Consider the following 10574-nt stretch of genomic DNA (forward strand, 5'->3'; position numbering starts at 1 on the left):
GTTGACTGAGTTAGTAACAGTGTTGAGCTTATCACCGTTACTTTCGCAGTTCGTTAGCTGAGTTAGTAACGCTCACTACCTTCCTGTAATACCTTTTATTCGCAATTACCGAGATTGCCCTGCAGCTATCTTCGCTTATTGCGTAAAATCGGACGCAAATAGCGGCAAATCGGACGCGTTCTACAAAATACGGACGTGTTGGCAAAAATTACGGACGTTTTCTTGTTTTTCTGACGCAAACAAAAACCGCACATGTGTGAATTAATCCACGAACATGTGCGGTTTATGTTATTTAGCAGTTTCGCTGATTAGCAGTTTAGCTATCAGACGATTAGCAAAATCAGGCGTTTACGCGATCGATGCCGGACTGTACGTCAGCAATCACGGAATCCCAAGACTTGATGAAGGCGGCAACACCGTCAGCCTCAAGCTTGTCGGTAACGTCCTTGATGTTGATGCCAAGCTCAGCAAGCTTGTTCATAACAGCGTGGCTCTCTTCGTAAGTGCCCTTAATGGAAGCAGCGCCATTGCCGTGATCAGCAAGAGCGTTCAAAGTCTTTTCTGGCATGGTGTTCACAACATGCTCAGCAACCAACTCGTCAACGTACTTGCAATCGGAGTAAGCTGCGTTCTTGGTGCCGGTAGAAGCCCAAAGTGGACGCTGCTTCTTAGCGCCCTTGGCTTCAAGCTCAGCCCAACGTGGATCAGCTGCGAACTTCTTCTCGAAGAGTTCGTAAGCCAAGCGAGCGTTAGCAACAGCAGCCTTGCCTTCAAGAGCCTTAGCTTCATCGGAACCGTTAGCTTCGAGGAGCTTGTCAACAGCGGTATCAACGCGGGAGACGAAGAAGGAAGCTACGGAACCAATGTGCTTCAAGTCGTGACCGTTAGCTGCAGCCTGAGCGATACCTTCGATGAAGGCGTCGATAACCTGCTCGTAGCGCTCGAGGGAGAAGATCAAGGTTACGTTCACGGAAATACCTTTAGCAAGGGTAGCAGTGATAGCTGGAAGACCTTCCAAAGTTGCAGGAATCTTGATCATAACGTTTGGACGATCAACCTTTGCCCAAAGCTCTTCAGCCTGCTTCTCAGTGTTAGCAGTATCGTGAGCCAAACGTGGGTCAACTTCGATGGAGACGCGACCGTCAACGAAGTCGGTCTTTTCAGCAATCTCGCGGAAGATATCAGTTGCGTTACGAACATCGGTAGTTGTCAACTCGCGGATAGCGGTTTCAACGTCGACCTTGCCGAGTTCCTTAAGCTGTGCATCGTATGGGCCAACCTGGCTCAAAGCCTTCTGGAAGATGGATGGGTTGGTGGTAACGCCAACAACATTCTTGTGAGCAATCAAATCCTGCAAAGAACCGGACTCAATGCGGGTACGGGACAAATCGTCCAACCAAATAGAAACGCCGGAATCGCTGGTGCGCTGCGTTGCTTCAGTCATGTTATCTCCTTAACACTGTGCTCCACCAATTGGGGCACGTCGGTATTGTGGCGTTGTTACAAGAAACAGCGGTTGATGCCGAACCAACGGTAGCTCGACATCAACACGCCATCGCTGTTTCTTGTGAAGTAGCTAAATTAGCACTTCGAGTTTTGTGATGAATCAATTTTATTTTGATACATCAAGCTTTTTCGCTTATCTGCTTTTTGCCTAGTTATCTTAGGCGCGAGCTTCTTCGATAGAAGCCTTAGCAGCTTCTACTACGTGCTCAGCAGTAATGCCCAAGTCGATCATGTTCTGACCGCCGTCACCCTGCAAGCCGTACTGTTCGATAGAAACAGCCTTGCCGCAATCGCCGAGATACTTGTACCAAGGCAATGCCAAGCCAGCTTCGATGGAAACGCGAGCCTTAACGGACTTTGGCAAGATTGCTTCCTTGTACTCTTCGTCCTGCTCTTCGAACCATTCGAGAGATGGCATGGAAAGAACGCGAGCCTTAACGCCTTCTGCAGCCAAAGTCTTGGCAGCAGCAACAGCCCACTGAACTTCGGAACCGGTTGCCATGAGGATTACGTCTGGAGTGCCTTCGCAATCAACCAAAACGTAAGCGCCGTGCTTTACGCCTTCGCGAGCCTTCTCAGCAGTCTCGGCGAGGGTTGGGACACCCTGGCGAGTCAAAATCATGGCAGTTGGGTAGCTGTTCTTCTTCTCGAAGAAGTAGCGGTAGGCTTCAGCAGTTTCGTACTCGTCTGCAGGGCGCACAACCTCAAGCTGAGGAATAGCGCGGAAAGCAGCCAAGTGTTCGATTGGCTGGTGAGTTGGACCATCTTCGCCCAAAGCTACGGAATCGTGGGTCCAAACGTAGAGGTTTGGAATCTCCATCAAAGCAGCCAAGCGAACTGCTGGGCGCTCGTAGTCAGAGAACTGGAAGAAGGTGCCGTTGAATGGGCGAGTGTCAGAACCAAGCAAAATACCGTTGGTAATAGCACCCATTGCGAACTCGCGTACACCGAAGTGAAGCTGACGGCCGTGCTCGGAAACATTTGGCCAAGTGCGGGTTGCGTCTTCGGATGGACCGAAGGAGTCAGCGCCCTTAATGTTGGTGTTGTTGGAGCCGCCCAAATCAGCGGAACCGCCCCAAAGTTCTGGCATAACAGCAGCAATTGCGTTAAGAACTGCGCCGGAAGCCTTACGGGTAGCGACCTTGGAACCGACTTCGAAGCCAGCAACCAAGTCGTCAATGGCCTTGTCGAAGCCTTCAGGAAGCTTGCCAGCCTTAATGCGCTCGTAGAGAGCAGCCTTGTCTGGGTTGGCAGCAGCCCACTTTGCAAGAGCTTCGTCCCAAGCCTTGTGAGCAGCCAAGCCGCGCTCTGCAACCTTGCGAGCATGAGCCAAAGCTTCTTCGTCGATTGGGAATTGAGCTTCTGGATCGAAACCGCAAAGTTCCTTCAAGCCCTTCACAGCTTCTTCGCCAAGCTTGGAGCCATGGGAAGCTTCGTTGTTGGTCTTGCCTGGGGTTGGCCAAGCAATCAAAGTATTAACCTTAATGAAGTGAGGCTTATCGGTAACTTCCTGAGCCTTTTCAATAGCTGCAGCCAAAGCCTGAACGTCTTCCTTATAGGAGCCATCTGGCTGAATGAAGCTCACTTCATCGGTGTACCAACCGTATGCACGGTAACGAGCAAGAATATCTTCAGAGAAGGTGAGCTTGGTGTCGCCTTCAATCTGAATGTGGTTTGCATCGAAGATTACGGTCAAATTGCCGAGCTTCTGGTTTCCAGCCAAGGAAGCAGCCTCAGAAGAAACGCCTTCCTCAACGTCGCCTTCGCCGCAGATAACCCAAACTTTGTGATCGAATGGGGAGGTGCCAGCTGGAGCTTCTGGATCGAGAAGTCCGCGCTCAAAGCGCTGGCCGTAAGCGAAACCAACAGCGGAAGCAAGACCCTGACCGAGTGGGCCAGTGGTCATTTCAATGCCTGGAGTTAAGCCATATTCTGGGTGACCTGGAGTACGCGTGTCGGCGCCGCCACGGAAATACTTGAGGTCGTCAAGAGTCAAGCCGTATCCAGAGAAGAACAACTGCACGTATTGCGTAAGCGAAGCGTGACCGCCAGAAAGAATGAAACGATCGCGACCGGCCCACTTTGGGTCAGCTGGATCGTGCTTAATGAAGTGCTGGTACAGAGTGTACGCAATTGGTGCCAATGAAACAGGGGAGCCAGGATGTCCATGTCCTGCTCGCTCAACAGCATCAGCCGAGAGAACCTTCGCCATCTTTACGGCGCGCTCGTCTAATGCAGACCAGTTGAAATCGGTCATGTGATCTACTTTCCTTCCAATAATTCGGGTTTTTACGCACAGCTTACGCTGGCTTTTACCCTCTCATTGCCCTTCAATCCTATCTTTCGTGCGCGACGAATATGTTATAAAGTGTGTCAAAAGTTTGCTTTTATGTTCTGTTGCGTGCTAAGAAATAGATTACTATAGAAGTATAGTATTTAGACGTGTTTGTAAGGAGCGATAATGCAGTCACGACGCATGATGGTATTGCGTGCGGTTGTTGAGGATTATATTCGTTCTCAGGAGCCTGTTGGTTCTGCTGCTTTAGCAAAACATCATCAGCTTGGTGTCAGTTCAGCGACCATTCGTAACGATATGTCGGCTTTGGAAGAAGAAGGTTACTTAATACAGCCGCATACTTCTGCAGGGCGTATTCCTACTGAAAAAGGCTACCGTTATTTTGTTGACGGTTTGGCTGCTGTGATTCCGCTTTCTGAGCCCCAGCGTCGTGCTATACGTAACTTTTTAAGCGGATCGGTTAGTTTGCAAGATACATTGCAGCGTTCTGCGCGTTTGCTTGCAAGTATTACAGGTCAAGTTGCTCTTGTTGCAGCTCCGGCATTATCTCGCGCGAGTGTTCGTCGTATTGAGCTTGTTCAAGTTTCCATGAGTATGCTGCTGGCAGTTGTTATTACTGATACTGGCAGTGTTGCGCAGCATATGTTGCAGATTTCGGATGTGAATGCTGAAGAATTAAGTCAGTCTATTGCTACTATCAATAAGTTATGCGTTGGGTTGTCGTTGCGTGAAGCCGCGCGTACACTGCAAACAATTTCTACTACTATTGCTAGTGCTCATATTCGTAATTTGCTTCGTTCTCTTGTGGATGCGTTAGAAGATATGCATATTGGTGAACATACGCATGATTTGTATATGGCTGGAGCTTCTCAGTTGGCTCACCGTCAAACAATGAGTGATTTTGCTTCCTTGTTTGATGCTCTTGAAGAGCAGGCTGTGATAATGCGCTTAATGACTGCGATGAGTGAAGAAGCAAGTGACTGTGCCAGTGGTGTAAGTGTTGCTATAGGTTCCGAGACTCATAATCCAGGTTTATTGCATGCTTCTGTTGTTACGAGTGGATATGGGTATGATCCAGATGCGTCTACTGATTCTGCAGATTTTACTAGCTCAAATGTTGATTCTGGTAATGCTGGTTCTGGGAATGCTGATGCGGTATATGTTGATTCTGTAAAAGCTGCCTTTATAAATAATATTGACAATCAGCCAATGAATGAATCTTCATCTCAAGCTGATGTTTCTACTCAAGAATCAAATATCGATCGAACTCATCGTCAAAATATGCCAGTTGCTTTTATTGGTTCTATTGGACCGCAACATATGGATTATGTTGCTACGATGGCTGCTGTTAAAGCGGTTGCGCGTTACCTAAATGCGTTTATTGCACAAAATCGTTGAAAATCACTGTTGGTTATGACTTACTGACGTTGCCTTATGGCACAATAAGTGGAGTTATATAATAGGTGACGTTGAGTAATACTGATGGGGTTTATTACGAAGTTTGTTACGAAATGTGTTATGAAGTCTATTCAAAGGGATTACAGTGACTGATTATTATAAGGTTTTGGGTGTTGACCATAATGCTAGCGATGATGAAATTCGTAAAGCATATCGCAAGATGAGCCGCAAGTACCACCCGGATATTGCTGGCGCTGAGTTTGAAGACAAGTTTAAAGAAGTAAATGCTGCTTATGACGTGCTTTCTAATCCAGAAAAGCGTCGTATGGTAGATATGGGTGTTGATCCTAATGATCCTTCTGCTGGTGCAGGTGCTGGGGCTGCTGGCTTTTCAGATATGGGTATGGGGGATATTTTCAGCCAATTCTTTGGTGGCTCTTTTGGTAGTTCGCAAGGGCCAATTTCTCGCGTACAGCCTGGAGATGACGCGTTAGCTGAGGCGCGTATTGATTTGAAAACCGCTATTTTTGGCGGCAATGTCAGTGTGCGCGTAACTACTTTTGGTGTATGCAAGGATTGTAATGGCTCTGGTTCTGCAGACAGTGCTGCTCCTGAACAGTGTGATCAATGCCATGGTTCTGGTTTTTGCCAGAAGATTGTGCGCACTATGCTTGGGCAAATGATGTCTTCAATGCCTTGTGATAAGTGCGAGGGACATGGCACCATTATTAAGAATCTTTGCCAGAACTGCCATGGTCACGGTCGTGTGCGTACTATTCGTGAAGTTGGTGTGAATGTGCCAGCTGGCATTCGTGATGGTAGTCGTTTGCGTTTAGCTTCGCAGGGTAGTGTTGGCGAATGCGGTGGTCCTGCCGGCGATTTGTATGTTGATATTCATATTCGCGCTGATAAGCAGTTCACACGTAATGGTGACGATTTGCATTGCTGGATTACGGTTCCTATGAGTTGGGCTGTACTTGGTCATAATGTTGAGATTACTACGTTTGACGGTTTGCAGCGCATAGTTATTCCTGTTGGCTGCCAGAGTGACGATACTATTACTTTGTCAAATCTTGGCGTAACGAAACTGCGTTCTCAAGATCGTGGCAATATTGTTGTTCACGTCGTAGTGCAAACGCCTACAAAGCTGAATGATGAGGAACGTGCTTTAATTGAGAAGTTTGCTCAATTGCATGACGGCAGTGTGAAGCAAGTGCAGCAGCATTCTTTGACAGAACAGCCAAGTGAGCGTAAAGGTTTCTTTAGTAAATTAAAGGAAGCGTTTGCTGGCTGATATTTTCAGGCTGATGTTTGCTGGCTAATGTTTGCAGATGGGCAAAATTTTGTTAATTTGCAAATTTTATTGCCGAACATGCGTGATACTCAAAAATCTTTTATAAGAGCACTCTATAGGCATAGAATTTTATAAGTGTAAAAATTGTGGGGGTAAGTATGGCATTACCAATATTGTTTGCAGGTACTCCAGAAGTTGCGGTTCCATCTCTTCGTGAGCTAGCAAAAGATAATGAGCATTTTGACGTTCGTGCAGTGCTTACTCGTCCTGACGCTCCAACAGGTCGTGGCAGGAAGCTGGTTCCAAGCCCTGTGAAGAAGGCTGCTCTTGAGCTTGGTTTGCCAGTGCTTGAGTCGGATCCTAAAGATGAAGATATGTTTCTTGAACAGCTTGCGGCAACCGGTGCAAAAGCTGCAGCAGTTGTGGCGTACGGCAAGATTTTGCGCCAGAATGTTTTAGATGCGTTGCCTCTCGGCTGGTATAATCTTCATTTTTCGATTCTTCCGCAATGGCGAGGTGCGGCTCCTGTGCAGCGCGCCATTTGGGCCGGGGATGACATTACAGGTGCTACGGTTTTTCGCATTACACGCGGCATGGATTGTGGACCTATTTTGGCGCAGTTTACTACAAAAATTGAGCCTCACGAAAATTCTGGCGATCTTCTTGCACGACTTGCAAACGACGGAGCTCCGCTGCTTGCAGCATCTCTTCGTGGTATGGAAACTGGTGAAATTGTGCCGGTTGAGCAAGATCAAACTCCTCAACAAGTTGCGCAAAAAATCACGGTTGAAGATGCTCATATTGATTTTCATGCGCCAGCTTTTGCTGTTGATCGTCAAATTCGCGCTTGTACGCCAAATCCGGGCGCGTGGTGCGAGCTTTATGCGGACGATGAACATAATGCAGATCCGATTACTTTGCATGTTTTACGCGCAGTTCCAGCAAATGCTAACGATTCGCATGGTGAGGAATTGATGAGGCTTGATCCTGGAAAATTGCTTGCTGGCAAGAAGCAAGTTTGGGTCGGTACTTTAAGCGGCGCACTTGAACTTTTGGAAGTAAAAGCACAAGGTAAGAAAGCCATGAAAGCGGCAGACTGGGCGCGCGGAGCCAGGCTTTCGGCAGCAGCTTACTGCGCATAAAATTATGAGTATGAACCTTTCTTCGATGTTGCCAACTTTAGCCAAGCCCGGGCTTTTGGTTATGGATGTTGATGCAACGCTTATTGAGGAAGAAGTTATCGATTTGCTCGGTGCAGAAGCTGGGTGCGGCGATGAGCTTTCTAAGATTACAGCGCGCGCAATGCGTGGCGAAATTACTTTCGATACTTCCTTGCGTCTGCGCGTGAGTATGCTTCGCGGTTTACATATTGATGAGTGCAAAAAGCGTATTATTTCGCAAATTCACGTAACTAAAGGCGCGAATGTTTTAATTGACACTCTTCATGCGCATGGTTGGAAAGTTGGCGCAGTTTCTGGCGGTTTTCACGAGATTTTGGACGAATTTTTGCCGGGTTTGAATATTGATTTTTGGGTGGCTCACCATTTGGAATCTATAAATGGCAGGCTTACTGGCAACGTACTTGGAAATATCGTTAACGCTAACGCAAAAGTTGAAGCGCTACAAACTTGGGCAAGTAATTTCGGAATTGCGCACGAACAAACTGTTGCAGTGGGGGATGGAGCGAACGATATTGCAATGATTACATTCGCTGGATTAGGCGTGGCTTTCTGCGCAAAACCAGCAGTTCAAGCGGCTACTCCTTACCGCATTCTTACTCGCGATGTAAGTGCTGTCTTGCATTTTTTGAATGTGAATTAATGCGTTGCTTAATGTTGCGTGAGTTTCGGGGGATTTCTTTATTTGCGATTTTCTTTTCGATATTCTTTTCGATATTCTTTAGTATCGTCTATGAGTTTTGTAACTGGTTTAGTTTTTTGGTTTTGACGAGGCTGGAAAATTTGTGTTTGCGTGCGTCCCGTCCTTCGTCGCTTTAACTGTTAAAGCATTTTATTGTGTTCGCCTATCTTTTAACAATGTTGCTTCCTCAGTCCTCTTTTAGCACTGAACACAATTTTTCCAGCCTCTCAACACACTAAACACAACACAAAACTCATAGACTCGTTAAGTTTGTTACGAAAAGTGCGTGGTTTACTAAGTGCAACTAAAGTCGCGCAATTAAGCTGCGGGTGGGTGCGTAGGTTGAGATTTTCTGGTGTGATGTGCGCAGCAGCATGAGTGCTAGCGTTCTCTATGCAATAGAGAATCAGCGTCTGCAGAGCACGACTGCAAAGTTTCATGAACGTGCAATATTCAATCAGTGCAAAAAATCGAAAAATCTCACCACGCGAATAGCCGCACGAATGAACGAAGCGTAATTGAGATGCAAAATAAATTCTGCATTTATAGAACGAAAAGTTGAGTAATGTACGTAGGCAATGTAAAATTGTAAGACAATGATTAAATATTAATGATGAATACTAGTGATGAGATACTAGTTTGTGCATGTTGTGTATCTTTTAACCACAACATATGTTTGTGCTGGTAAGTCTTTTATAAGACAAGTAAAATAGTAAGTAATTTGTAAGTGAGAGAGAGTGTGCGTAAATACGGGAATTTACGTATAGCAGGGTAGGGAGTGTAACGTGAATTTACGAGAAGTTGCGCTAGAAGTTGCGCGTATTTTGGAAGATGTTGGTAAACATGCGTATCAGGATCAGTTAAGTCCTCAAGATATGACTTCGCTTGCGTTGGGTGATATGCAATCAGAGTCTGGTTTTGGTGACAAGCTTGTGCGCTTTATTCAAAACCGTTTGACCTATGTCAATCCTTTCCAAGGTTTTTGGAGAGCAAGACCAGAGCATTGTAATCCTGGAGACCGTTTTTGGTGTGTTGGCAATGTTGATGGTGCTATTAATTTCAACCGAGATATGGCTGAGTGGACGCTTACGGTTTCTTTGTTTGAATTTAATGATGAAGGTTCAGCTCGCCCTGTGCTTGGTGTAGTACATGCTCCTGCATTGGGTTTGACATATCTTGCTGCAAAAGATCAAGGTGCGATTCGTATTCGCAGAACTCCACAAGGTGAGAAACGTGAAAAGATTACGCCGTCTACATCTTCGGATCTTCGTGGTTCGGTAGTTTGCTATGGTATGTCTTATATTCCGGGCGAATCGAAACGTGCTTTGGATGTGGTTGCTTCATTAGAAGAAGGTTGTCCGGCAGATATTAAACGCATTGGTCCAGCCTCGCTTGATTTATGCAAGGTGGCAGACGGCACGTACGACGCTTATTTTGAGCCGCATTTGCATCAATGGGATATTCCAGCAGTTTCTGCCGGTGCCGTGGTGGTGCAAGAAGCTCAGGGACAAGTATGCCAGTGGGATGGAAGTCCTATTCATTACCGCCGCGAGAATGATGTAGTAGCGTCGAATGGTTTACTTATTGATAAGCTGCGACCATATCTTAATTAGGTAACGTAATTAGGTAACGTAATGAGGTAACGTAATGAGGTAACGTAGCTAAATAATGTAACCAAATGATTCATTACATAGCAATCAATAATTTTGCATGACGTAATTTTAAAAGCGGCACTTACGCAGCTAGTAGTAGCTGAGAATAGTTACTACAAGCTGCGGCGTGTCGCTTTATTTTGTAAAGAAATATCATAACGTCATAATCTATAATTTCTGCGGCAATACGCCGAAATGTTTAAAAATCATAGTGTAACAAGGCTTGAAATATGTGAAGTTTTGAGTACTATTACGTCTGTACGGGTGTCAGTTTGCAAGGTTTATTCTCGCTGAAACGTATGGGAGAGTATGAAGCGTAATGAAATTGCAAGCTGGCGTGTATCAATGAAGTGGATGCTGATTGCTTGTTGCTATCTGTTATTGTTGGCTGCAAATCGCATATTCAGCTTATGTATACCAAATAAAGTGAGGAATAATGACGAAGAAGAGTATTACTGTAAAGCATCTTGCTGCTTTGCAAAAGTCTGCTAAGCATACTACTTATGCGCCACTATCCAAGAGTGTGTGCGCTGCGATGCTTGCTGGATCAATGTTGCTTGGGGGGGGG

At 46.1% G+C, this 10574-nt stretch carries 7 protein-coding genes; 5 read left to right on the forward strand and 2 right to left on the reverse strand.

Annotation, left to right across the window (positions count from 1 at the left end; all coding sequences use genetic code 11):
* Nucleotides 1-340: 340 nt before the first annotated feature.
* A complete protein-coding gene (gene tal / locus HMPREF3208_RS03120; RefSeq protein ID WP_016637653.1) occupies nucleotides 341-1444 on the reverse strand; it encodes a transaldolase in 1104 nt (367 codons plus the stop codon).
* Between the two features lie 219 nt (nucleotides 1445-1663).
* The gene (gene tkt, locus HMPREF3208_RS03125) at nucleotides 1664-3763 is read right to left on the reverse strand and encodes a transketolase (RefSeq protein WP_064347211.1); all 2100 of its coding nucleotides are present in this window, start codon (nucleotides 3761-3763) and stop codon (nucleotides 1664-1666) included.
* Nucleotides 3764-3967: 204 nt separating this feature from the next.
* On the opposite strand from tkt, the gene hrcA reads away from it, so the two are divergent.
* The 5 genes from hrcA to HMPREF3208_RS03150 all read left to right on the forward strand — a co-directional run bounded on the left by hrcA (nucleotide 3968) and on the right by HMPREF3208_RS03150 (nucleotide 9967).
* Nucleotides 3968-5200: a heat-inducible transcriptional repressor HrcA gene (gene hrcA, locus HMPREF3208_RS03130; protein WP_419471010.1), complete on the forward strand. Its 1233-nt coding sequence runs from the start codon at nucleotides 3968-3970 to the stop codon at nucleotides 5198-5200.
* 145 nt (nucleotides 5201-5345) lie between these two features.
* Nucleotides 5346-6494 carry a molecular chaperone DnaJ gene (dnaJ, locus tag HMPREF3208_RS03135; protein ID WP_064347213.1) on the forward strand — a complete coding sequence of 383 codons (1149 nt, stop codon included), beginning with the start codon at nucleotides 5346-5348 and terminating at the stop codon, nucleotides 6492-6494.
* A gap of 158 nt (nucleotides 6495-6652) precedes the next feature.
* Nucleotides 6653-7636 carry a methionyl-tRNA formyltransferase gene (gene fmt / locus HMPREF3208_RS03140; protein ID WP_064347214.1) on the forward strand — a complete coding sequence of 328 codons (984 nt, stop codon included), beginning with the start codon at nucleotides 6653-6655 and terminating at the stop codon, nucleotides 7634-7636.
* 25 nt (nucleotides 7637-7661) lie between these two features.
* Nucleotides 7662-8315 carry a phosphoserine phosphatase SerB gene (serB, locus tag HMPREF3208_RS03145; protein WP_064347217.1) on the forward strand — a complete coding sequence of 218 codons (654 nt, stop codon included), beginning with the start codon at nucleotides 7662-7664 and terminating at the stop codon, nucleotides 8313-8315.
* Between the two features lie 824 nt (nucleotides 8316-9139).
* Nucleotides 9140-9967: an inositol monophosphatase family protein gene (locus tag HMPREF3208_RS03150; RefSeq protein ID WP_064347219.1), complete on the forward strand. Its 828-nt coding sequence runs from the start codon at nucleotides 9140-9142 to the stop codon at nucleotides 9965-9967.
* Nucleotides 9968-10574 lie beyond the last annotated feature (607 nt).

The organism is Gardnerella vaginalis, assembly GCF_001546485.1.
GTDB lineage: Bacteria > Actinomycetota > Actinomycetes > Actinomycetales > Bifidobacteriaceae > Bifidobacterium > Bifidobacterium vaginale_D.